16 protein-coding genes and 2 pseudogenes are annotated in these 23,260 nt (G+C 63.6%); 9 read left to right on the top strand and 9 right to left on the bottom strand.

Going from position 1 to position 23,260, the window contains the following annotated elements:
• The first annotated feature begins 226 nt into the window (after positions 1 to 226).
• Positions 227 to 907 carry a hypothetical protein gene (locus IY145_RS15765; RefSeq protein ID WP_196410573.1) on the top strand — a complete coding sequence of 227 codons (681 nt, stop codon included), beginning with the start codon at positions 227 to 229 and terminating at the stop codon, positions 905 to 907.
• 311 nt (positions 908 to 1,218) lie between these two features.
• On the opposite strand, the gene IY145_RS15760 is transcribed toward IY145_RS15765, so the two are convergent.
• Positions 1,219 to 6,828: a DUF3320 domain-containing protein gene (locus tag IY145_RS15760; RefSeq protein ID WP_196409078.1), complete on the bottom strand. Its 5,610-nt coding sequence runs from the start codon at positions 6,826 to 6,828 to the stop codon at positions 1,219 to 1,221.
• A gap of 736 nt (positions 6,829 to 7,564) precedes the next feature.
• On the opposite strand from IY145_RS15760, the gene IY145_RS15755 reads away from it, so the two are divergent.
• The 3 genes from IY145_RS15755 (at position 7,565) to IY145_RS15745 (ending at position 10,237) form a co-directional block, all read left to right on the top strand.
• Positions 7,565 to 8,404, top strand: coding sequence for a hypothetical protein (locus IY145_RS15755; protein ID WP_196409077.1), 840 nt, complete (start codon positions 7,565 to 7,567; stop codon positions 8,402 to 8,404).
• 283 nt (positions 8,405 to 8,687) lie between these two features.
• On the top strand, positions 8,688 to 9,635 hold the full coding sequence (locus tag IY145_RS15750; RefSeq protein ID WP_196409076.1) for a hypothetical protein: 948 nt from the start codon (positions 8,688 to 8,690) through the stop codon (positions 9,633 to 9,635).
• Positions 9,636 to 9,892: 257 nt separating this feature from the next.
• On the top strand, positions 9,893 to 10,237 hold the full coding sequence (locus IY145_RS15745) for an ADP-ribosylation/crystallin J1 (protein WP_196409075.1): 345 nt from the start codon (positions 9,893 to 9,895) through the stop codon (positions 10,235 to 10,237).
• Between the two features lie 90 nt (positions 10,238 to 10,327).
• Here IY145_RS15745 and IY145_RS15740 read toward each other — a convergent pair whose 3' ends face one another.
• A complete protein-coding gene (locus tag IY145_RS15740) occupies positions 10,328 to 10,675 on the bottom strand; it encodes a hypothetical protein (protein WP_196409074.1) in 348 nt (115 codons plus the stop codon).
• A gap of 180 nt (positions 10,676 to 10,855) precedes the next feature.
• On the opposite strand from IY145_RS15740, the pseudogene IY145_RS26180 reads away from it, so the two are divergent.
• Positions 10,856 to 10,936: pseudogene (locus tag IY145_RS26180) on the top strand (ClpX C4-type zinc finger protein); the annotation flags it as partial.
• A gap of 51 nt (positions 10,937 to 10,987) precedes the next feature.
• Positions 10,988 to 11,206 (top strand): hypothetical protein, encoded by a 219-nt coding sequence (locus tag IY145_RS25770; protein ID WP_246722406.1) that lies wholly within the window; start codon positions 10,988 to 10,990, stop codon positions 11,204 to 11,206.
• A 138-nt stretch (positions 11,207 to 11,344) separates the two neighbouring features.
• Here IY145_RS25770 and IY145_RS15730 read toward each other — a convergent pair whose 3' ends face one another.
• Together IY145_RS15730 and IY145_RS15725 are read right to left on the bottom strand one after the other, a co-directional pair.
• Positions 11,345 to 13,909, bottom strand: coding sequence for a polynucleotide kinase-phosphatase (locus IY145_RS15730; RefSeq protein WP_196409072.1), 2,565 nt, complete (start codon positions 13,907 to 13,909; stop codon positions 11,345 to 11,347).
• Positions 13,906 to 15,282, bottom strand: a complete 1,377-nt coding sequence (locus tag IY145_RS15725) for a 3' terminal RNA ribose 2'-O-methyltransferase Hen1 (protein WP_196409071.1) — start codon at positions 15,280 to 15,282, stop codon at positions 13,906 to 13,908. Before IY145_RS15725 ends, IY145_RS15730 begins: the two co-directional genes overlap by 4 nt.
• Positions 15,283 to 15,763: 481 nt before the next feature.
• Between IY145_RS15725 and IY145_RS26595 the strand changes: the two are divergent.
• Positions 15,764 to 15,949 (top strand): annotated as a pseudogene (locus IY145_RS26595) (IS6 family transposase); the annotation flags it as partial.
• Positions 15,950 to 16,036: 87 nt separating this feature from the next.
• On the opposite strand, the gene IY145_RS15715 reads toward IY145_RS26595, so the two are convergent.
• The 5 genes from IY145_RS15715 to IY145_RS15695 all read right to left on the bottom strand — a co-directional run bounded on the left by IY145_RS15715 (position 16,037) and on the right by IY145_RS15695 (position 21,969).
• Positions 16,037 to 16,819 carry a hypothetical protein gene (locus tag IY145_RS15715; RefSeq protein ID WP_196409070.1) on the bottom strand — a complete coding sequence of 261 codons (783 nt, stop codon included), beginning with the start codon at positions 16,817 to 16,819 and terminating at the stop codon, positions 16,037 to 16,039.
• A gap of 167 nt (positions 16,820 to 16,986) precedes the next feature.
• A complete protein-coding gene (locus IY145_RS15710; RefSeq protein WP_196409069.1) occupies positions 16,987 to 19,155 on the bottom strand; it encodes a hypothetical protein in 2,169 nt (722 codons plus the stop codon).
• On the bottom strand, positions 19,152 to 20,372 hold the full coding sequence (locus IY145_RS15705) for an AAA family ATPase (protein ID WP_024879293.1): 1,221 nt from the start codon (positions 20,370 to 20,372) through the stop codon (positions 19,152 to 19,154). Before IY145_RS15705 ends, IY145_RS15710 begins: the two co-directional genes overlap by 4 nt.
• Positions 20,373 to 20,376: 4 nt before the next feature.
• Positions 20,377 to 20,967, bottom strand: coding sequence for a hypothetical protein (locus tag IY145_RS15700; RefSeq protein WP_196409068.1), 591 nt, complete (start codon positions 20,965 to 20,967; stop codon positions 20,377 to 20,379).
• Positions 20,968 to 21,060: 93 nt separating this feature from the next.
• The gene (locus tag IY145_RS15695; protein WP_196409067.1) at positions 21,061 to 21,969 is read right to left on the bottom strand and encodes a LysR family transcriptional regulator; all 909 of its coding nucleotides are present in this window, start codon (positions 21,967 to 21,969) and stop codon (positions 21,061 to 21,063) included.
• A gap of 110 nt (positions 21,970 to 22,079) precedes the next feature.
• Here IY145_RS15695 and IY145_RS15690 point away from each other — a divergent pair, with 110 nt between their 5' ends.
• Both IY145_RS15690 and IY145_RS15685 read left to right on the top strand, forming a co-directional pair.
• Positions 22,080 to 22,880, top strand: a complete 801-nt coding sequence (locus IY145_RS15690; protein WP_196409066.1) for a type 1 glutamine amidotransferase domain-containing protein — start codon at positions 22,080 to 22,082, stop codon at positions 22,878 to 22,880.
• A gap of 9 nt (positions 22,881 to 22,889) precedes the next feature.
• The gene (locus IY145_RS15685) at positions 22,890 to 23,255 is read left to right on the top strand and encodes a putative quinol monooxygenase (RefSeq protein WP_409455310.1); all 366 of its coding nucleotides are present in this window, start codon (positions 22,890 to 22,892) and stop codon (positions 23,253 to 23,255) included.
• Positions 23,256 to 23,260 lie beyond the last annotated feature (5 nt).

Genomic DNA, 23,260 nt, shown 5'->3' with positions numbered 1-23,260 from the left:
TTCGGAGTTCGCAATTTTCGACGCTATATTTTGGTCCAATCTATCGAATCCGGCAACTCCACCTCTGGGGCCGCCTCGGTGTCCAGACTCGCGCAAGCCGCATCGCCGTGCTCGGCGCTGTTGGTCTCGGCACTCCTGACTTCAGCCGCGCCCGGCTTCTCGCGCCCTTGCGTGGCGGCTCGGCGACGCGCTTTCGGGCGTCTCGGACGCCGATCTCGTCGCGACGATCCGCCTCGCCGGGCCCGGCGCGACGCCGGCCCATACGGCGCATTGGGCGCGCGACGTCCTCCACGCCGCCCGCGCCGCGCGCCGTGACGCCGGGCTCGACGACCTACTGCGCGCGGTCGCCCCGCCCGATCATCGCTCCCCCGCCGACCGGCGCGTCGCCGCCGTCCATGAGGCCGGGCATTGCGTCGCCTATCTCGACGCGGGACTGACCATCGCCTCGACCTCGATCGTGGCGCGCGGCGACTCTGGCGGGGAGACCCGCGCCGCCGGGAGGCGACCCGAGTTCCCGACGCGCGCCGATCTCGACGCCGGCGTCGTGATCCTGCTCGCGGGGCGTTCCGCCGAGGAGGTCGTCCTCGGCGCGGCGTCCACCGGCGCCGTCGTCGATCTGGCGATGGCGACGCGCGCGCTCGCCGACGGGCACGGCGCCCACGGGCTGGGCGACACGCTGCGGCACCGGCCCGACCCGGCCGCGTCCTTGAACTTCGATCATGGATTGCGCGGAGCCGTCGAGGCGGATCTCGCCCGGCTGCTCGACCGCCGCTTCCTGACCGGGGACGACGTCGCCGCCCTCTTGGCGACGTCGCCGATCCGCAATGTCGGCCCGAAGGACGGAGCGAAGAACGCCATGCCCGGCCCGAAGATTCGCGGACCGAAGGTTCGCGGGAGAAATTCATGAGCCGGGACGCCGATCTCCTCGACGCCGCCGCCGCCGCGTGCCTATGGACGGTGCGCGAGCGGCTCGGCGCCCACCTCTACCGCGCCGCCGAGTTCGCCGCTCCGTGCGATCGAGAGCGCTGTCCTAGACGAGGCCGATCGTCGAGCCCGACAAAACAATGAAATAGACAGCACGGTCGAATGCGTCCCACGGGTGTCGCCAGCAACCTAGTCCTCTAGACTCTGTGCCGTATTGTTGGCGTCTCCACATTGCAACCAGGAGTGATCGCTTTCTCGTTGGAAGCATACAGGAGGCGTGAAGCCCGATATGCACTATGTTTCTCGAACCAATTCCTCATTCGACGTTTCATCGCCCACGACACACATGAGAACGCCGGCCTGCATCGTCAGCACTCCTCCTTCGAGCGCATCGTCGATCTGCTTTTGGATGACGTCTCGCACGGCGGCGCTGGTCGATTTGATACCGAGCATCCGGGAGACCGCTTGCACGACCTGATCCGATGTCGCGCCGAAATTGTTGCGCACGACATCGATGACGGCCGCGCGGATTTCGGAGGGCGGCAGCATGTCCGCGCGTCGTAGTGTCTGAGAGATCGCGGCGCTTCGATCTCGAACGCGGATGGGCGAATTCGGAGCCGACAGGAAATCGATTAACTTTTCGATCCGACCGGTCGTAACGGCGACGCCAATCGCCGCTTCGACTGCTTGCTGAATACGATTTCCCGCTCTTTTGAGACCGAAAGCGTCGCGAATACGACTGACGACTTCGTCAGAATGAACGGGACCTTCGATCCGCACCGCCTCTTCGACGAGCGCGATCAGGATACCGATCGGCGCTTCGTGCAATTCACCGGCCCAAGCCGAGGGCCGGCTCAACACCGCTTCGATATAGGCGTCGCTCGAACTCTGAGACTCTTCGCCAACGGGAACGAGGCCGATCTCTGTGACGTCCTCCCGCTCGATCGTGACGATGTCGACCGGCGCCGCGCGAGTCGCTCTCGTGGTCGTAGCGTCGTGCTCCTCCTTGGCCGTTTGTATTTTGGCGATGATGAGGTCGAGCTGCTCGGCCGGACGTTGGAACCAATCTGCGCTCCAGACTCGATGAATGGTCCAGCCATGACTTTCGAGCACCGATTGCCGCAGCCGGTCGCGGTCGCGCGCTGAGCGGGAATCGTGATAAGCGACGCCATCGCACTCGATCCCTAGCAGATAACGGCCGGGCCGATCCTCGTCGGCGACGGCGAGATCGATGAAGAAGCCTGCGAGTCCGACCTGACGGTGAACCTGATAGCCGCGAGCCTGAAGAGCCTTGGCGACCTGCTCCTCGAACACGCTGTCATGGTCGCGACCGGTGCTCTCCGCCAAGGTCAGCCTCCCTGTCCGCGCATAATGCAGGAACAGGCGAAAGGCGAAGACGCCCTTGCGGGTCGACGCGAAATCCGGCTCGATATCCTCGTCGGTCAATGAGGCGAATACCTCGCAGCGCTGCCTGGCGCGAGAAATCAGCACATTCAGGCGCCGTTCGCCGCCTTCCGCGCCGAGCGGTCCAAAGCGCATCGGAACACGACCTCCTGGCGTCGTGGGCCCGTATCCGACCGAGATGAAGATCACGTCGCGCTCGTCGCCTTGCACGTTTTCCAGGTTCTTGACGAAAAACGGTTCCGCATGATGCGCCTGAAAAAATGCCTCCGTCTCCGGCGGCAATGTGCGGCGGATGAGCTCCAACTGGTCGAGGATCGCGCGTCGCTGAGCGACCGAAAACGCGACGACGCCGAGTGATAGATTCGAATGCTCGCTCGCGTGAGCGGCTATCGCCTGCGCGACGATCTTGGCTTCGATCTGATTGGTGCGGGAGGCGCCGGCCTCGAACAATCCTTGCTCTATGTGATGGAAGCGTAATCCCATGCCGGCTTCGGATGTGTAGGGGCTCGGAACGATGAAGAGCTTGCCCTCATAGAACTGGCGGTTGCTGACCGCGATCAGTGACTGATGCCGGCTGCGATAATGCCATCGGAGCATTCGCGTCGGCAGGCCACGGGCCGTGAATAGACCGAGGATGCTCTCTATGTCCGCGACCCGGCCGCCGTCATCCTCATCGTCATCGTCGACGGCGCCGGTCATTTTCGAGAAAAAGGCTGTCGGGGGCAGCTGTTTCGGATCGCCGACCACGACGACTTGCTTCGCGCGTGCGATGGCGCCGAGCGCGTCGACAGGTTGGATCTGGCTCGCCTCGTCCATCACCAATAGGTCGAAGTCGAACACGCCCGGAACGAGAAACTGGGCCACGGAGAGGGGGCTCATCATGAAGACCGGCTTGAGCGCCTGCACCGCCGGCCCGGCCTTCTCCATGAGCTTGCGGATCGGCATATGACCGCGCTTCTTCTGAATTTCAGCGCGAAGCGCGCCCAAAGGACCGACGGAGCCGCCGTCCCGAGGGGGAATCTGCTTGTGATGCGCGCGCACGACCTCGAGGCCGGCTATCGCCATCCGCTGACGGTCGAGATCGACGAACTCGCGCACCTTGCGGCCATGCAGAGTTCCGTCGAACCGACCGAGTTCCGGCGCCAGACGCACCTGATCCGCGTGGACGGCTTCGTAATAGGCCATCTCGAACGCTGGGATGACCTCGCCGGCCTTCAACCTGCCATCCTCCAGATGGCCGACGACCTCTGCGCAGCCGAGCGCTCGGCCTCGCTCCGCGCGATCTCGATAGGCGACCCATTTGGACAATTGCTCGCCGCCGGCAGCCCAATCGCCGAGCCGCTGTCGCAGACTTTCGAGCGACACGAGGCCGATGGTCGCCGACCCGAAACCTCTTGGGAGGTCGAAGGACATTGCCGTGAATGCGGCGTCGAGATCGGCGACGAGCGACGACCGGTCTCCTTCGATCGCATCGGCCCGATCGGCGAGCGCTCGCCGATCCTCGATCCGACTCGCCAAGAGCCGAATGTCGCCGTTGCCGTCGATCCAGTCGGCGGCGCTCTTCAGCATGTTCCACTCGGATGTATTGCCGCGCCAAGCCACGCCGAAGGCCGAGCCGCCGAGCGTCTCACCCGACGCCAGCGCCTCGGCGCATGTGCGCCCTTCTGCGATGAGAGCCAGCATATCCAGCCGAACAGCAAGAATGGTGAACGAGGCCTTCTCGAGCGCCGCCACGGCTCGGTCGGCGGCATGGAATCCTCTCGCCGCATCGAGCATGGGAGCGAGTTCGGCCCTGTCCGCCGTCGGCGCCGCGCCGAACAATAGGGCGCGCTCCGGCAGCTCGTTCCAGAGCGCTTTGACGACCGGCGCCGCCTCGACGAGAAGCTTCGCGGTCCGCTCCATGCAGGATGCGATCATCTCACGGTCTGGATTATTCGCCGCGACACGTCGCGGCTCATCGCCCAGCCCCTTCAGTGACCGCATCCATTCGACGAGCGCCGACAATGGCGCCGAAGCGGAACGGTCGCTCCTCCAGTCCGAGGCGAAGACTTTTCGTCCGAAATCGTCGTCGCTCTCGATCAGCCGCTTGGCGGCTTGCCCCCTGATGAGCGCATCGAGCTGCGCGAGCGTATCCGCCAATGGCTGATCCGGGCTACGGAGGACGGAGCGAGCCAAGGCGTTGGCGTGTCGCCATTCGCCGCTCAGAATTTTGAAGAATCCGTCGCCGTGATAAGCGAGCGTCGTCCGCGCGCCCGACAAATCCATCGTCCAAGCCGCATCCGACAGGCTGGCGCCGATCTCCGCTCGCGCCTGCTCGAGCGAGCGAATGGCGTCGGCGAGATCGGCTGCGCGCTCGACGTTATCGTTCCAAAGATCATTCGCAAAGGCTTCGGCGCTCGCGACCGGCGCCGCTACGACGCGCTCGCCGATCTGCATGAGACGCCGAACATCGGCGAGCGTGAGCGGCGTCGCAAAGGCCATTGTGTCGGCCAGCCCCTTCGCCTCTATGGCGAGGCGCGGGAGAATGGCGACCAGAGTCCCAAGGCGCTCGAAAGCCGCCGAAGAGAAGGCGGGCGGCAACAGCGCCAGAATCTCGCGAAGCGGCGCGGTCTCCGTTTCCCACGCCTCGTCATGGAAGACGCTCGCCAAATCGGTTCGGAGGCTCGCATAACGAGCGCCATTCACCAGCAGCGTTTGGATCGCCTCGCGATTGTCGACCCAGGCGGTCGCGCCGAGCGCCGCGCCGGAAAGGTCAGGCGCGGCGGCGATGCGTCGAGCGAGCGCGATGACCGGGGAAAGCTCGTCGAGCGTCGTCGCCGGCGCGCGCTCGAGAATCGATGCGAGGTCGACCTGCGATGCCTCGAGCGCGTGGAGCCGTTCACTGAGCGCCGCGAAACGCGTGGTCAGGCGATCCACTTCCAATGGCGTGACGGCGGCGAGCCCGACGCCGCGCCAGATGTGATCGTCAGGCGTGCCGATCGCCTCGACGCGCTCGACCAGCTCGGAAAGCACCGCGTGGCGTTCCGAGAATCCATCAGCCGTCCATTCCGCAGGAGCTTGCAGCTCGATATCATTAGGCCTTTCGCCTGCGAGCCGCAGGCGGACGAGCTGTCCAATCACCTGATAGGGCGTCAACCCGGCCGCGGCATGGGGCTGGTGCATTCTCGCGGCGTGCGCGTTCAACCCGTCTCGCGCTTCCGTCAAACGTGCGCACAATGAGCCTGCATCTGGCCCCCTCGGCGCCCCGAGCTCCCATGTGCGGCGCAGTTCTTCGAGCAAAGCGCGCTTATTGGCCTTGTTGCTATGCAGTTCCAGACAGGCGTCGCCCACGCCGGTGGCGTCGAGCCGGCGCTTCACCACATCCAGAGCCGCCATTTTCTCCGCGACGAACAGCACCGCTTTTCCGTCCGCCACGGCGGAAGCGATGATGTTGGCGATCGTCTGGCTCTTGCCGGTTCCGGGCGGCCCTTGGATCACCATGTCGCGTCCGCGCCGCACTTCGTGAATGGCGAGCGCCTGGCTGCTGTCGCTGTCGACGATGTGCACCATATCGGCGGGCGGAATGAACGGATCGATCTTGGCGTCCTCGTGGATCATGCCTTCCGAGCCGTCGAAGCCGTCGGTGAGCAGGCTGCGGATCAGCGGCCGATCGCTGATCCGCGCATGATCCGGCCAAGTCTCGGGGTCGAGGTCGCGATACATGAGGAATTTGGCGAAGGAGAAGAAGCCGAGAGCCATGTCGTCATGTTGGACGGCCCAGCCCGGCTTTTCCGTGACCGCCTCCACCACACCGTCCATATAGGCGATCGGGTCGAAGCTATCGGACGCTTCGAAATCCGGCAGCCGTATGCCGTGGATGCGTTCGAGATAGGCTTCGAGCGATAGATTCGACGCGAATTCCTCCGGCCGCGAACGAAGCTTGAACTTCTCGCCCGCATTGCCGCGCTCGAGGGCGACCGGAACGAGCAGCAGCGGCGCGAATCGAATATTGGCCGCGTTCCCCGGATCAATCCACTTCAGCGCGCCGAGCGTGAGATAGAGGATGTTGACACCCTGCTCCTCCTCGAGCGTGCGCGCGTCGTAATAGAGCTCGAGCAGTCGCTTCTGAAGCCCTTTCGGCGTCAGCCGGGTCTGGAGCCGCGTGTCGGAATGTCTGGTGAACACGCCGCGCTCATCCGCTACATCGTCTTCGGGCTGGGCGAGGTCCGATATTTCGTCGCTTTCCCCCTCCGGCTCGCCATCGCTCGTGCGCGCCGCCTTTCCGGCGACGAAGGTGAAGACCTTGCCTTCTCGTATCAGCAGGCGAAAGACTTCGGCGCTCTTCTCATCCACGATTTCGAGCGATCGTCCCGCCTTGGCGGAACGCGGCATGTTGAGCAGCCGATTTCGCGCCGAGAGGTCCAGCAGTTCCATGCGCGCGCGATCGAGCTTTTCGGCGATCGGGAGATTGCTTTGAAATACTGAGACATTTTGGTCTTCGGGATGAACAATGGCGTCCATCGAAATACACGTCCCTCATTCAGGATGAAATGAATTCTATTCAGAGCTCGATCGAGCTCCGATCGCCCTCGCAATGACCGGGCAGGCCGCTGCGCTCTGGCTGGTGACGATATTCGGCAAAACGCGATCAGCCAAGCCAGCCCGCGAGAAAAACTCATAGCGTGTTACCGGTTACCGGTTTTACCAGTTGCCAGCTGTCAGCGTTTTTTTCGGCGTCGCCGGCCGCTCCTTTACCAATGTTCCCAACGTTCGCGCCGATGGTCGATTCGCGACGACCATGCGACCTCTTTCAGTCGTCTATCTTACGCAGCGATCGGACGCGACGATAGCGAGGCCTTGGACGGCTCCGTCGCGCCTGAGCCGGCGCCATTCGGCAAGATGCAACGGATTGGCGGAAGCTTAATGGTACCCCTCCAGACAACGGCCGTTTCGGGCGAGGACCGCCTATCTTTGCAAGGTTTCTAACGAAAGTTGACCGATGAGACGATCAATTAGTCCATAAAGAACGACATGTGAACGCGGGGCCCGGGAATAGCCTCGAGGCTACAAAGGTTAGTTTGATCGCAGAAAAATAATATACGCTATTGACAGAGCAAAAATCTCGAGTGACGCTTACGCATCGATCTCGATTAACACATCGGTGCCGCCAATGATCATGCCAGACCCAGCCGCTTTCGCCAGCGAGGCCGAGGCGCTCCATTTGTTGCATTCTGCTTCCTCCAAAGCCATCGATGCCATGTGGAGACGGACCGGCCGTGAGGCGCTCAAAGCTCATCTCGACCGACCGATCGGCGGCGTCACCCCAAAAATGATCTACGGCGCGATCGGAATCGCCGCGGAAATGCTGAACGATCCATCCCAACGCGCGGCGCTCGAGGCTCGCGGCGACGCTGTGCCGACGGTCGATCCTCCGGCGATCGATACGACTCCCTGCGATCTCGTGCTCGTCCTGCCGCAGAAGCCCTCTCCAGCCCTCGCGCAAAGGCTCATCGAGCTTGGCCTCACCTGCCACACGGACGCGAGACGCACGCATGGAATCGCCTGCTGCCTGTGGCAGGGGCGGGCCGCGCCGTCGATCGTGATCCCGCTCGTGGAGGCGGTCCGCGGGCAGGTGATCGCCATCAGCCTGCCGCCGTCGCCGAATGGCGCTGAGAGCGACACCTCCGGCGGCGACACCTCCGGCGGCGAAGCCCCGGACGACGATTCTGATCGGCGCGAGTCCGAGATCGAGGTCGAGGTCGAGCCCGCCCCGAGCGTCACGGTTGCCCGGCGACGTGGGCGGCCCAAGGCCGAGCAGAAATCCGCTGCGCAAAACGACGCGGTCACGCCCGCGCCGGCGCCTTCCACCCCTGCGGATACCCCGGAAGGCGACCGGCTCCAGCAGGACGACGCCCCGCCGATCATCGCGGATGACAATGTCGAGATCGACGGCGAATTGGCGCCCTCGCTGGCCCCGGCCCTCGAGGAGCACGGCGAGCCGCCGTTCGCGATGCGAATGAACAGCGCGGCGCCCGCGATCGAGAGCCCGACACAGAGCAGCGACCCCGAAATCCCCGAGTTCCTGCGCGATGGATGAAAATGGTTCGTAATCCGACGAGATCGCAAATCTCGGCGGGAGGGAGGACCCGATCACCGCACCTCGGAGCTAGGCCGTGCACTTCGCTTCCGTCCGTCTCTCGCGTCTCAAGAATGGCAGGCAGATCCAAGCGGCGAGCGACCATGCCAATCGCCTCGACGACATCTCCAGACTCAGAGTCCGGCCTGACGCGGACAGCGGCCGAAATTTTGCGTCGCATCCTTGGCGCGAGGATGGCGTCTGTGGCGGCCTGCGATTCGACTACTTGGAGGACCTGAGATGCATGCAGGCCGCCACAGGCGCCATCCAACGCGGGAACACGGCGCCGGTCGGGCATCTGATTTGCGTCGTAAGTGTTGGATGGCTGATGGAAACCGGCGACCAGCACGATCCGCAGAATCCGCGCAATCGCCTGCTATTCGACGCCGCTATCGCATGGGCGCAGAAGACTTTCGGAGAGACGTCGCTATTGAGCGCCAGAATGGATCTCGATGAAAAAGGCGCCGGGGTGGTCGACGTATTCGTGGCGCCGATGACGACGAGCAAGACCGGAAAGAAATTCTTGTCTGTCAGTCCTACCCTGACGAAATTACAGGCGCAATACAAGACAAGAAATACATTCGCTGCTCTACAGGATAGTTGGACGGAATTCGTCCGAGCGAACCTCGACCCGACTATCGAGCGCGGCCGCGAAAAGGAGGCGCGTGGCCCCGACCGTTTGTCGCCGGAAGCCTACGCCGCCAAGGCAGAGACCGAAAAGGCCCGCGAGTTCATCCGCTCGGAGAGCGACGAACTGGATCGGCTGCGATCGGAGCTGGTGATCGCGGACAATGCACGCATTGCCGCCGAGCAGGCCGTGGCCGAACGCGAGCGGCGATGCGCGGCGACCGAGGCAGCGCTCGAGCAGCGGCGATTAGCGCTAGAGACGGCCGCCGCAAAAAAATTGACGAAAGCCGGCAAAAGGCTCGTCGAGTCTTTCCAGCTCGGAATGCTCGCCTGGCTCGATGGACGGATCACTCTCGTCCAGGTCGATCACGAAGAGCGATATCGAGTGTCCTTGACGGATGCGGTGAGCGACGCCGACGTCCGAGACATCGAACGATCACTGCGCCCCGCTGTAGAATTGGGCCTCGCGCGCCTGCTCGCGGCATGGCAGCTCGTGGCAGACGAATTGGGAGTCGAGGCAGACGAGGTCAAGAACAGGATCGGGCGGCGGTCTGGTCTCCTATGACCTGCGCGGTCTGGCTACCCGAGGCCAAATCGATCGCAGATGCTGGCTGGCAGCGACGCCCGATTTCGAGCTCCCGAAAATTGAACCCTCGACGAGTCGGCTGTTCTGAAAAGGTACAAGGTCCGCGACGGCGCCACCCTGCGAACGTGAAAGTTTGACCCGTTGCAGACATCGGGGGTGGGCCATATGAATCATCTATCAGCGCTGACGCCGTCCAAGTGGCGCGTTCCCGCCGCTCGGTATACATTGTCAGAACTATGGATGAAACGATCACGCTATGGCGGCCCGTTGGGCCGAAGGAACTCGCCTTGATCAAGGCAACGGGAATGCGGGCATTTCCGCCCCGCCTTCCTGAACAGCCGATTTTCTATCCGGTAATCAGCGAGGACTACGCCATCAAAATCGCCCGAGATTGGAATGTGGCCGCTGACGGCGCGGGATTCGTCACCCGCTTCCTCGTCCGGAAGGCGTATATCGACGGCTTCGTCGCGCAAGAAGCTGGCGGCAACTCTCATCTCGAATACTGGATTCCGGCGTCGGAACTCGATGCCTTCAACGCGGCTATCGTGGGCCAGATTGAAGTTGTGCAAACGTTCCGCTGAACATTGTGACGTGCCCCGCTCAGATGCAGAATTCTTGAGTTGTGCACATGGACGGAAATTGTTGCCGCAACGACCGGCGGCTACCAGCTGTCAGATATCGCTAAATGGGTTCAGTTTAAGGCTTTTAATCACTGTGCGGCAGGCGGCCTCACCAGCCGTCTTGGCCCAACGCTCGGTCTCCTCGATCTCTGGCTGTAAATCCAACAAGGCATTGGGATGCCAAAACTGTCGTGCGCGCTCCGCTGGAAACCGGTCAGTTTCACTATCTATGGCGACAAAGGGCAGAAACTCATCCGATCTTTCAAGGCGCGCGGCCTTTAGCAGCCCGACGATCGAACTGCTGCCCGCCATGTACGAAAGCTCTCCGGCCAACATCTTCTTCGCTAAATCAATGATGGCCGCCCGAGCTGCTTCGATCTCGTTCAGGTTGATGCTCATCCAGCTTTGATAGCTTTGCGCACAACGCCCGTGAAGTCAACTTCGGTAAGACTAATTCGCCGTACAAAATTATTGAGTTTCGAAACATCTGCGCAGCGACGATGGCCAATTTCCCGTGTCAGCACTGTCCTGACAATATGTCAGATCAGCCCTTACAATTAGGCAAATCCATAGGCCCAGATGAAACTGCCACTCAAAAAAATTCTGTGCTGCTCCTTCTGCGGTAAATCGGAGCACCAAGTCACCAAGCTGGCGGCCGGTCCTGGCGGCATACACATTTGCGACGAATGCGTGGAAGCCTGTCGCCTGTTCATGAGCGGAGAGGCGGCGTTGCCGCGCGATTTCGAGCCGACGAACTTGCCGACCGAGCGATTGCTCGAAGTGCTCGGGCCCCTGAACGCCACGGCGGAGGCGCATCGTCGTCACCTCGGTGCAGTTGTTGACGCTCTGCGAGCGCGAGACATCAGTTGGGCGGCGATTGGCGAAAAGCTCGGCGTTTCGCGCCAAACGGCGTGGGAGCGGTTCGGTTAAAGCTACTCCGGCTGCCCGTCGGACTCGCATAATTGCCCATTATGATGCGAGTGAAGGTCTGCAATTGGCGCATCTTGGACAACATTACCCATAAAAAAGCGAGGTGAGAGTAGTCACCCCGCGTTGGAAGCCCCGTAATCAGAGCCTCGGATCGATCGGCTCGCTCTCCAGCGCGAGGATGGCGAAGACGCATTCGTGCGTCTTGCGCAGGGGCGCGCCGGCGGTAAAGCGCGTCAGGGCTTCATGGCCGAGCGCGAATTCGCGCAGGGCGTTGGTCCTTTTGGCGCCGAGGCCGCGTTGGCGCAGGCGTTCGAGATGTTCCGGCAGATCATATTCCGGGCCGTAGATGATGCGCAAATATTCCGGGCCGCGCACCTTCAGCGCCGGCTGGATCGGCCCCTTGGCGCCGCGCGCGATGTAGTCTCGCGGCTTCACCACCATGCCTTCGCCGCCCGCCGATGTCAGCTCCTCCCACCAGCGCGTCGCCTCCTCGCAGGCCGCCGTGTCGTCTAGGGCCAGGCGACGCCAGCGAGTCGTCGCCACATTCTGCGCGCCGGTCGCCGCCAATGTTTCGGCGATCGACATGTGCCAGAGATGGTCCTTGTCGAAATGCGTGGCGCCCTCGCTCGCCAGCAGATGGAACGGGGCGACGCGCAAATCGTCGAGCGAGCGAACCGGCCAGACATAGGGCTTCCATGCCTCGCCATAGCGCGCTGCCTTCTCGGCGCGGATCGCGAGCCGATCGCGCAGCGCCTCGACAGGAATGCCGCGAGCCGCGGCGCGCGCGGCGGCGTCATGGGCGAGGGCGAGCCCGGCGTGGCTCGCGGCGGCTACAGGCGCATATTGCTGCTCGATCAGCGCCGAGGCCTTGGCGGACCAGGGCATGATTTCCGTATCGAACAGGAGCCAGTCGGTCGCGAGCGTCTCCCAGAGGCGGGCGCGGTCGCAGGCTGCGCGCAGCCGCGCGAGCAGCGCCTCGCATTCGGCGCCATCCGGGAAAAAGGCGCGGCCCGAGCGCGTCCAGATCTGGCCGCTCTCGCCGGAGAGGACGCCGAAGCGCCGCCGCGCGACGTCGGCGTCGCGGCAGAGCGCGACGACGGCGCGCGAGCCCATGTGCTTTTCCTCGAGCACGACTTCCTTTTGGCCGCGCTCGCGGAAGAAAGCGAAGGCTTCCTCCGGGCGCTCGAGAAAGCCGTCGCGCGCGCTCGTCTCCACCGGCGACATGGTCGGCGGGAGATAGACGAGCCATTGCGGCGCGAGAGCGAAGCGGCTCATCGCTTCGAGCGCCGCAGCGGAATTCTCCTCGGCGATGGGAATGCGCCGCAGCAGCGTCGTGTCGATCCATCGCCGTCCCGACACATCGGCATGATCGAGGAGCCGATCCGCCTCGGCCTGCAAGGCGGTCTCCGGCGCGGCGACGAGCGGGCGCGCCGGCTCGCAATAGACGCGCGCCGCCGGAATCTCGACGGGCTCCCGCTCCGGCCAGCGCAGCGCCGTGAGCTTGCCGCCGAAGACGCAGCCCGTGTCGACGCAAATGGTGTTGTTGACCCATTCCGCATCCGGCGTCGGCGTATGGCCATAGACGATTGCCGAGCGGCCGCGATAATTCGCAGCCCAATCGAGCCGCACCGGCAGGCCGAACTCATCCGTCTCGCCCATCGTCTCGCCGAACAGAGCGAACTCGCGAACGGCGGGCGAGCCGCGGCCGATCATTTCCTCCTTCAGCCCCGCATGGGCGACGGCGAGCTTGCCGCCGTCGAGCCAATAATGGCTGCGGAGATCCGCGAGGAAAGTCTTCACGCGGTCACGAAACTCCGCCGGCTCCTCGGAGAGCTGATCGATCGATTCCTGAAGCCCGTGGGCGACCGTAACCTTTCGGCCTTCGAGCCAGCGCGACAATTTGCGGTCATGATTGCCCTGCACGACATAGGCGACGCCTGCGGCCTGAGCCGCCATGGCGATGCGCAATACGCCCGGCACGTCTGGACCGCGATCGACGAGATCGCCGACGAAGACCAGCTTGCGGCCATGCGGCGCCGAAACGGCGACGGCGTCGCCTTCGCCCTCGACGGCATAGCCGAGCGCTTCGAGCAGCCGCCGCAATTCGTCGCGGCAGCCATGCACGTCGCCGATCACATCGAAGGGGCCGACATCGTCGCGCTTGTCGGTCCACATGGGGCGGCGCTCGACGACCGCCGCCTCGATCGCCGCGACCGAGGACAGCTTCCAGATCTGCCGAAAGCCCTCATTAGCGAGCCCGCGCAGGCCGCGATGGATCTCCTGAATCATGCGCTGCGGCACGCCGGGGCCGAAATCGCGATCCGGCCGCGTCTTGTTCCGCTCGATGCAGACATCGAGGCCCGGATCGACGACGATCGCCACAGGCAACGCGTGCCAGCGGCGTGCGAGCTCGACCCAGGATTTGCGATCAGCGGCGCGCACATTGGTGGCGTCGATCACCGCGAGGCGGCGGTTCTTCAGCCGCTTCTCGGCGATGGCGGCAACGAGCGCGAAAGCGTCGGCCGAGGCCGATTGATCGGTCTCGTCGTCGCAGACGAGACCGCGGCAATGATCCGAGGAGATCACCTCCGTCGGCTTGAACCAGCGCGAGGCGAAGCTCGATTTGCCCGCGCCCGTCGCGCCGATCAGCACGACGAGGCAGAAGTCGGGAATGTCCAGGAGGGTCGGGAGAGGCGCATTCATCTCGAGAACACCGCGACCTGCGTGACGGGGCCGAGGTCCGGATGCTCCTCGCCTATGCCGGAAAAGGCGACCGAATAGCCGTGGCTCTCGGCGATCGCCTGCGCCCAATCGTGAAATTGCGCGCGGGTCCATTCGAAGCGATGGTCGGGATGGCGGAAGGCGCCGGCGGGCAGAGCATCGAACAGGGCGTTATATTCGGCGTTCGGCGTCGTCACGATCACGGTCTTCGGACGCGCTGCGCCGAAGACGATCTCGACCAAAACCGGCAGACGATCGGCGTCCAAATGCTCGATCACCTCGACGAGGGCGACGGCGTCGACATCGGCCCAGCGCGCGTCGCGATAGGTGAGCGCGCCATGCAGCAGGCTCAACCGCTCCATGGAAGGGCCGCCGGCGCGATCGAGCTTCAGGCGCTCCCTGGCGCGCTCCAGCGCGCGGATGGAGGCGTCGAGACCAATCACTCGCTCGAAGCCGCGCTCCTTGACCAGCCGTTGCAGCAGCCTGCCTTCTCCGCAGCCGAGATCGGCGACGCTGCGCGCGCCCGCGTCTTTCAACAGGCCGACGACGGCGTCGAGCCGCCGGTCGTGCAGACGCAACGGCGCTTCGAGCGCCTCCTCGCGCGGCGGCGCCTTTTCGTCCTCGGGACCGTCCTCATTCTCGGCTTCCGGCGCGAGACGTGCGAGGGCGGCGCGCGCGAGGCTGCGGCGGTTCTTCAAAAAGCGCCGCGCGATCGTCTCCCGCTCGGGATGCGCAGCGAGCCAGGCGCCGCCTTTGGCGACGAGCTTTTCCACCTCGTCGTCGCCGACCCAATAATGCTTGTCGGCGTCCATCGCCGGGATCAGCACATAGAGATGTCCGAGCGCGTCGGCGAGTCGCAGCGTCCCCGTGAGCCGCAGCTCGACATAGCGCGAGGGGCCGTCCGCCCCCTCGATGCGGCGCGCCTCGACGGTCCAGCCGAGCGGCGCGAAGAGGCGTGTCAGCAAATCGCCGTCGCGCGGCGCGGGCAGAGGCGCGACGACGATCTCGAGCGGGATCGCGGTGGCGGCGAGCTCCGGCCGCTCGCGCGAGACGCCGGTCATCGCCGTGCGGAACGCCTTGTTGAGCGCGACCGAGAGGAAGGACGACGCCGCATAGGGTCGATCATTGACATATTGATCCGCGACCCCTTCGGCGCCGCCGCGGCCGCGCACGAGAGCCACTGGATCGAGGTCGAGGATCAGCGCCGCCTCGCAGCGCTCCGCCTCGGCCTGCGGGAAAAACACGGTTCCGCGTCCAAAGGACAGCTCGACGTCATGGGCGCGATTGGGATGCTTCATCAGCAGAAAGCCGAGATCGGTGGCCGGCGCATGCGTGGTGGCGATGGACAAATACATGACGGATATCGAGCTTGCTCGGCAATGTGTTCGGCGCGCAAGCCTATAGCAGGCGAGCTTCTGCTTGTCTCGGCTGAGGACGGCGAACGTGAGGCGGAGATCGACGCCGCCGACCTGCGGATCGCCACGCCGATGGTCCACGATCTTGCGTCCAGGCGCCACCATGATGTATCAGTGTCACCATTGGACGGCGCGGTTGCCGGATAGGGTTTTTCGGTAGAATCAACATGTTACGTGTCTATTGGTAGCGAGTCCCTCCTCCGCTACCACTCGCCGTAACGCCGAAACAATCCTATCCGTACAATGTTTTAGCCGTCCGCTGGTAGTCGGCTCTACGTGGCCCTTGCGCGTCGGGTTCTGGTGCGAACGGCGTGAGCAGGGCATAATCCTTCCGAGGGCGGAACCGAACGCCGGGGTTATGGGCGATGCTGAGCGCGAACGATCTTTTCAATGGGTCATCGTTCTCTGCGTGCGCTGATATCTGCGATACAAGCTCAGCTTCCGAGATCTCGTGGAAACGATGCGGAGCGCAGCTTGTCGTTAGCCCATACGACCATCATGCGCTGGGTTCAGCGCTACGTTCCGGAGGTCGAAAAGCGGTGGAACCGTTTCGCGCCGGGCTGGCGGATCGTGGCGCGTCGATGAGACCTGCGCCAAAATCAAAGGGCCACCCATCGCGTAGTTATCGGCAAAAATTGCACCGCAACCGGCTTGCTCACCGAAAAATGCTCGCACCGGCATGATCGCTAAATTTTCAAGGTCGAAGCGGACTCTTGGGCAATGCGCGGTCTGTTTCCGTTACGGCTGTGGATGTCTGCCCTGTCCAGACCAACTGTAGAATAGTGTCCCACTTTGCGGCCCAGGCTTCGAGACGCTGAACATATCGTGATTTGTCCAGATTTCGCGCGAGATTATATTTGTTCCAGTCATTGTCCAGCCATGCGACCTTTGTCGATGGCGTGATCCCCTCGACCTCGGGATTGAAAAAGAATTTCGCGATCAGCAGGCGCTCGTGGCTCGCATAGCGGAACATGGCTCCGAGCATTGTGCTCGGCACAGTGACGCGCCTTTCGTCGAGGTCGCCGAAAGCGGCGCGCAACAAAGTGTTTGGCTGCGGCGACGAGGATTCCTGCACGTCGGTGATGAGCAAGTCGACATAATAGCATCGCTGATCGCCGAAATCTTCGTTGCGGACGAGCTTGGTGAAGATGACGTCGCTCCTCTCGCAATTGGCGTCGGCGCGAAATCCGGTCGGGCTCGGCGTCGTCTCGTCGTTTCCGACTAGCAGCACCAGCCCGCGCAGCTTCCCTTCCGACTCGTTCGCCAGCGCCTTCACATCGATGGTGACGTGATTTGTGTCTGTGCCCGGCAGGGAGGCGACGACGCGCCATGTTCCTGCCGGGAGCGGGATGACGCGGCCGTTGAAAGAAATTTCGCGCTCGAGAACATCGCCATATTTCACGGTGGAAATGGGCGGCTCCGGTTCCGTCGCCGGCGTGGCGCCGGAGCTCGGCGAGACATAAGCGCTCGGAGTCATTGGCGATCCGCTCGAACCCGCCCGAAGACTCGTGAAGCTCGGCGGATAGGCGAGAGTGAGTGCGGAGTCGCAGATCGCGATGATCAACGCTGTCCGCCACGCGGGCGCGGTTCGCCAGAGGTGTTGGAAGCCCGACATGATTTCCTGTTCTCTGCGGGGGAGCCGCCTCAGTGTTTCGATCGTCGGACGCGAGGATGGAGCCTGGCCCAGGGCGCGGATGCGTCGTCGAGCCTTCGCTCGAAAGCCGCTTGGACGAAACCGTGCCAGCTTTTGATCCATGTCCGCAAAGAGGCGTAGACGGCCTTTTGCCGTGGGCCGAGCGGCCCTCGGCTCGGCAGCCATTTCGACTTGTCGTTCGCCTCGTCCTCGGGCAGCTCTTCCGAGAGCCGGGTCGAGGGGAAGCCGTACATCAGGACCGCCGTGCGATCACGGTCGCCGATCTCGAACACTGGGTTCAAAATTAGTTCGGGCGCAGAGACGCCGCGCGCGCGCAGTTCCGCCTCGATCGCCTCATATCCGCGGAAGGCTCGCCGAATTCCTGCGCCGTCGTCGATGTGTATCTCCCAGCAGTCCTGAATGGCGCCGAGCTCGAAGCGCTCGCGTTCGCTGAAAAAGCCGGAAGCGTGCGCGCAGGTGTTTCGAACCTTTTCGACCGGTAAAGCCAAATCGGGCCGCGCATAGGCGATGCTGACAACGCCTTCGAGCTTGCCCTTCGACAGCTGCGCCAGAACGATCTCGTCCGCGACAATCGAGTCGTCGATGGATTGCGGAACCGCCGCCAGCAGAGTCCAGGCGCCGCGCGGCAGAGGCCAGCGGTTGCCGCCGAGCGGCACGCTGCCGATGTAGGTTTCGCCGATCCGCGGATTGGCGACGGGGCGAAATCTTTCGCTTTTGAGATCGAAGTTCCGCCATTTCGCGGGGAGCGGCCCGTTATCGAGCTCTCCGCTCAGTCCGGCGCGCACCGCCTCCGCCCAGCGGCGCGTCCACCAGCGCCACTTCTCGACGAAGGGCGTCCATTCGATGGGAACGGCTCCCGCTCGGTAAGATTTGGGCGCTGGTAGTCCGGCGCGCTCTGGCGAAAATCCGACGAAGACGTAGAGGCTGATGAGCTTGTTGGAAAACGCGAAAAAGGAGCCGATGAGCTGTGGCGGCACGTTCGTCACCCCGCGGGCGACCAGCTCCCGATATAATGGAAAGCGGGCGTCCTCCGGCGAAATCTCGGTCGGATTGATGACCGCGCAATAGTCGTCGGGGCCACGATAAGATGCGAGGTCGATCGAGCGCTTCTGCGCGCACAAGCTCTCTTCTTGCGGATCGAGAAAACGAGCTTCGATCTGGATCACGCCCTCGAGCGCATGATCGGCGATGCGTACGAGTGTGACTTGATCGATCGCGGTGGCGTCGTCTGAATCGACCTGCGGATTGCGCAGCGCGGCTTTCCACTTCCCCGGCGGCAACGGCACGAGAAAGGGGCCGATCGGCGCGACGTCCGAGAACACTTCGCCCGCCCGGATTCCCAGGTCAGGCAGCATGGGAATGTCGCTCCTCGGATTTCGGAGGCGGGGCAGGCGCAGGGGCGCAGCCGTCGGTTCCGCAGCGCTCGCGGCCGGGCCGGCCAATCCGTCTCTCACCCTATGGTCCCAGTGAATGGCCCATTCTCGCAGCATCAGCATGATGCTGAGCCTCAGCCCTTCGAATGCGTCGTTCGAGCGTGGTCCTCCAGGCCAGAGCGCGGGCGGAATTTCTTTTCCGTCGCGAGCGCCCGAATAGAGCCGCTCTGTCCGCAGCCACACGAACGTATGGGCTATGACGCCATTTCGCTTGGTGACGGACGAGACGGCCGGCAGCAATCCGATCGTCTCTTCAGACGGAATCTTGAGCCGAATGAGATCGGAGACCGGATCGGGCGGCAAATTCGTCCGATCGATTGTCCCGAGCTTCCAGCAGCTATAGTCGCTTTCTGCGTCTCGTATCGCTTTCTCGCCTTGATACGGGGCCTTCGGCGGATCGCATTCCCCCGAGGCGCTCGCATCGGAGCCGGGTCGATCGCCGACTTCGCCGACGGCGAACATGACGAGCGCTTCGAATTTGCGCCGCTCGTCATATCGGGCGAGCGCGACGCGGAAGGCGCGGACGCCGTTGGGATTCAGCTTCGGCACATAAGCCAGAAGCTCCCAGCTTCCTTCCGGCAGGGGCCAATCGCGGTCGCCGAAGCGAATGCCGCCGACATAGACATCGCCTTCTTTCGGAGGCGATGGGGCGCTCCTCGCGGGCGCCGGCCCGAGAAGGACCACGACGAGCGCTGCTAAGAGCGTCGAGAGAAACGGACGTCTCATGCGGGTTCGACCACCACTCTGCCGCCGTCATTGACGAGCATGACGCGCTGCGCATTGCGCTGCTTCGCCTCGATCAGAGAATCGCTGATCGTGTCTTCTATCGCGCGCGCCAGATCGCGCGACGATGCGGCCGCGCCGAGGCGCTCGTGCCGCTGCATGATATCGAAGAGCAGATGCGCATCTATGCCGCCATCGGCGACCGAAAGGCCATAGCCGGCGATCATCGCCTCGATCTCGAGCGCGGCCACTCGCGCGACATCGAGCCCTCGAAGCGGCGCGAACACGAAAATCCGATCGATCCGATTGAGAACCTCGGGCGCGAAGCTTTCAGCTTTCAGCGCCTCCACCGAGGCGCGGCGGATCTCGTCAGGCGCGCCGGCGCCGGCCTTGGCGATCTTCGTCAGCTGCTCCGTCGCCGCATTGGTCGTCACGATGAAAATCGCACGCGTCGTCGAGATCTGGCGTCCGTCCGACGCCTCGGTCACGAAACCGTCGTTCCATGCGGTGAGGAATTTCTTGTGAACCTCGTCATGCGCTTTCTCGAACTCGTCGAGCAGAACGACGACTTCCGGGTGGTTGCGCAGCATCGCCGTCAGCTTTCCATAGCTGTCAGAGCCGGCGTAGCCTTGCGGCGAGCCGAATATTTGGGTCGACGCCAGAGGCGAGGAGAATTGCGTCATGTCCAGATGGAGCAGCGGCCGATCCAACGCCACCGCGAGACATTTTCCGAGATAGGTCTTGCCTGTTCCAGGCGAGCCCGCGAACAAGAAAACGCCGACCGGCCTGTTCCGCAGGCTCAGCGCCAGACGGCGACGAATTTGCGCGGCGATGTCGTCGCACACCTCGTCCTGCCCGATGACCTTCGCTTTCAGCCGCTGTCTCAGATCATTGGCGTCGATCAGCACCGATATTCGGCTTTCGCCGGCCACGAGGCGCTCCAGCGCGTTTTTGTTGGTGAGGCGGTCGAGAATATCCATGATCCACCTGTGGGATAGAAAGCGAGGCCACGCCCTCCCGGCGTGGAGCAGTCCGGCGACAACTGCGGCCCAGGCCATTGTCGCTACGGCAAAATAGAACCAGGAGCCGCGTGTGAGGAACGCATTGGCGGATTGCGTGGTGACGCCGGACTGAATCGCCAATTGGAGGGTGGACAAAATCCATAGGGGCAGCAACAGCAATGGCGCGTAACGCGTGAGCGCGGAGAGGAGCCGCTGCATGGCGCTATTCCAAAATCACCGGGATTGAAATTTGCTGCCCAACGCTCAGCACGGCGAGAGGCGCGGCTCCGTCCGGCCCGACGAGACCGACGGTGACTCCGCCGCCGCCGCCATCGACGACGCCGATGACCGTCGCCACCCCGTCGGAGGGAAAGGGGATCGCTACGGCGACCGGCTGCTTGGCGAGCCGGATCATTCGAGAAAATCCACCGCTTTGAATTTCGATTACATCGCCGTCCTCGGCGTCGGAATCGTAGAAAACGATCCAGACCAGCTTCGCCTGTCGCGAGGCGATATCCGCTTCCAGGCTCTCTTGCGCCTGCGACGAAAGCGCCATTTCGAGCATCGCCGCTTTCATCTCCCTCCGTTCGACCGAACGTAAGGCGACGGGCGGCCGGGCCTCGGCGATAGACGCGCGACGCGCGATTTCCGCCGGAGAAATCCGATCCTCCGAGGAGCCGGTCATCTGCGCCGCGCCGATCAGTGCGGCCGTCGTGGCGGCGACGATTATCGGAATAGTCGGAAGCTTCGGCGCCGGCTTCGGCGTCGACTTGCAATCGGGGCGCGGAAAGCTGTCCATATCTACATGAACCAAGAAGATTATCGGGATGGTGATGAAGTATGATAACATATCGTCGATACGCTTGCGACCGGAATCGCTCGACGTTTGGGGGCGAGCGCGGCGCGCTCAAATCTCGCCGACGATATCGCTCGCGACTTCGGCGATCAAAGACCGCAGCCAGCGATGGGCGGGATCGTGGCGGTAGCGCATGTGCCACGCCATCTCGACCGGGAAGGTTCCGAGATCGACGGGAGCCGGCAGCACTTTGAGCCGTCGGTCGTCGGCGAGGCGGCGGCAGATCAGGCGCGGCAAGGTCGCGCAATAATCGGTAACCGCCACCATCTCCGCGACCGCGAAGAAATTCGTCACCGAAATGGCGACGTCGCGCCGCAGCTCCTGTCGCGCCAGCGCCTGAAACAGCCCCACGCGCAGGCGGCCGGGTGGAACCACATTGACGTGGCGCAGCGCCTCGAACTGCTTCCTCGTGATCTTGTCGCCGATTTCGGGGTGATCCGCCCGCACCACGCAGGCCAGGCTCTCCTCCATCAGATGCTGCACGACGAGATTGTCCGGCGGGTCGACGATACGGCCGAGAACCATCGCCGTGGCGCCGGAAACGACTCCGGTCTCCGCGAGGTCGGCGCCATAAGGCGTGAGACGCAAAGTGACTCCCGGCGCGATCCGCCCGAGCCGCGCGACGATCGCCGGCGCCAGCACATATTCGACATAGCTGTTGGGCGCGATGGTGAAGAGACGCTCGGCCTTCGCCGGATCGAAATCCTGCTGGCCCAGCACAGCGTCGTCGAGCTTCGTCAGCGCATCGGCGATCACCGGAGCGAGCTCCAGAGCGATCGGGGTCGGCTGCATGCCGTAGCGCCCACGGATGAAGAGCTGATCTTGCAGCATCGCCCGTAGCCGCGCCAATGCATTGGACATGGCCGGCTGGGTCATGCCGAGCCGCTCCGCCGCGCGAGTGACGCTGCGCTCCTCCATCAAGGCGGCGAAAATGGGCAGCAGGTTCAGATCATAGCGCATCAGTTATAATCCCATACCTATATCTAGAATAAAAGAAATAAAGCTGTAGAATGATAGGCGCAGGCGCATGTTGGCGGCGTCCAAAGGGATGCGAGCCAATGGAGGCTGCAATGACTAAAGGGAAAGTGCTGGTGATCGGCTCCAACGCCACACGGATCGAGGTCCAGGGCGGCGGCTGGGGCGCGACCGGTCAATATCTCAACGAAACAGTCGTCCCTGCCATGGCGCTGATCGACGCCGACTATGAGATCGTCCTCGCCACGCCCGACGGAACCAAGCCGCATATCGACGCAACGTCGGACTCGGCCGCGCATTTCGACAGCGACGAGGCCGCCTATCGGCGTGCGAAAAGCTTCTACGCCGAGCATCCCGCGATGAACGCGCCGCGCAAGCTGCGCGAGGTCATCGCGGAAGGTCTCGACATTTATGTCGGCGTCTTCGTTCCCGGCGGACACGCGCCGATCGCAGACCTCATGCAGGATCGCGACATGGGCGAGGTCCTTCGCCATTTCCACGAAAGCGCCAAGCCCACCGCCCTACTCTGCCATGGTCCGATCGCGGTGGTCGCGGCGATGCCGCGCGCTCGCGAATTCCGCGCGGCTCTGATCGCCGGCGCCGTCGAGACCGCCAGGAAATGGGCCAAGGGCTGGCAATATGCCGGCTATAGGATGACCGTATTCTCCGCGAGCGAGGAGACGGTCGCCGAAAACCAAATCCTCCATGCGAAGCTCTATTTCGACATGCCCTTCGCGCTGACGGCGGCGGGCGGCGATGTTTCCGTCGGCTCGGTCGACTTCGCGCCGCATGTCGTCATCGACCGTGAGCTCATCACCGGACAGAACCCACGTTCCGATCATCCGATCGCTGCGGCTTTCGTCGCTGCATTGGATCGCTCGCTCGCGCCGACATGAGCAAATGAAATGAGAACGCGCATGACCGGCGGGGCGCTGCGCATGCGCGTCGCGATCCTCGCGACAGTCGAAGGACAGACGGCAATGACAGTGAAAATCATCGCTCTGCTCACCGCTAGACCCGACAAGAAAGAGGCGCTCGAAGCGCTGCTCACCGGCATGATCGCGCCGAGCCGCGCAGAGCCGGGCAATCTGCGCTATGATCTATGGCGCGACCAGGCCGACCCCGCGCGCTTCGTGCTCGACGAGCTCTACGCGAGCAGCGAAGCAATTGCGGCGCATCGCGAGACGCACCATTTCCGAGCCTATCTCGCGGCGATCAATGATCTCGCCGAAAGGACGGCCTTGTCGCTCGCCCCCGTCCAGGTGGGCTGACAGTC

Source organism: Methylosinus sp. H3A (assembly GCF_015709455.1).
GTDB lineage: Bacteria > Pseudomonadota > Alphaproteobacteria > Rhizobiales > Beijerinckiaceae > Methylosinus.
Note: the sequence above shows the minus strand (reverse complement) of the source record. Positions and strands in the feature narration are given on the sequence as shown.